This is a genomic window from Novosphingobium sp. B-7, from assembly GCF_000410615.1.
GTDB lineage: Bacteria > Pseudomonadota > Alphaproteobacteria > Sphingomonadales > Sphingomonadaceae > Novosphingobium > Novosphingobium capsulatum.
In genome coordinates, this window is the sequence record NZ_KE148512.1 from 24152 (window position 1) to 24385 (window position 234).

The following is a 234-nucleotide window of genomic DNA, read 5'->3' on the forward strand; positions in this document are numbered from 1 at the left end:
AGTGAGGCCATCAGCGCACGCAGTTCGAGCGGGCCCGCCGGGCGCACGCGCAGCGTGCCATCGGGCGCCGCATCAACCAGGGCGTTGACGTTGAAGCAGTTGCCACCCGGCGCCAGTTGCCAGGCAATCTGCCCGCGCGGCACGGCCCATTTGCCGCGCTCCGCCCGGTGAAGCGCGCCGCCGGGCTCGGCAAGCCTGGCGAGCAACCGCACTTCCCCTTCGGCCAAGGCGCGG

General features: G+C 73.1%; 1 pseudogene. It reads right to left on the bottom strand.

Annotated features, from left to right (window positions below):
* A pseudogene (locus H926_RS33915) lies at nt 1-234 on the bottom strand (general secretion pathway protein GspK); the annotation flags it as partial.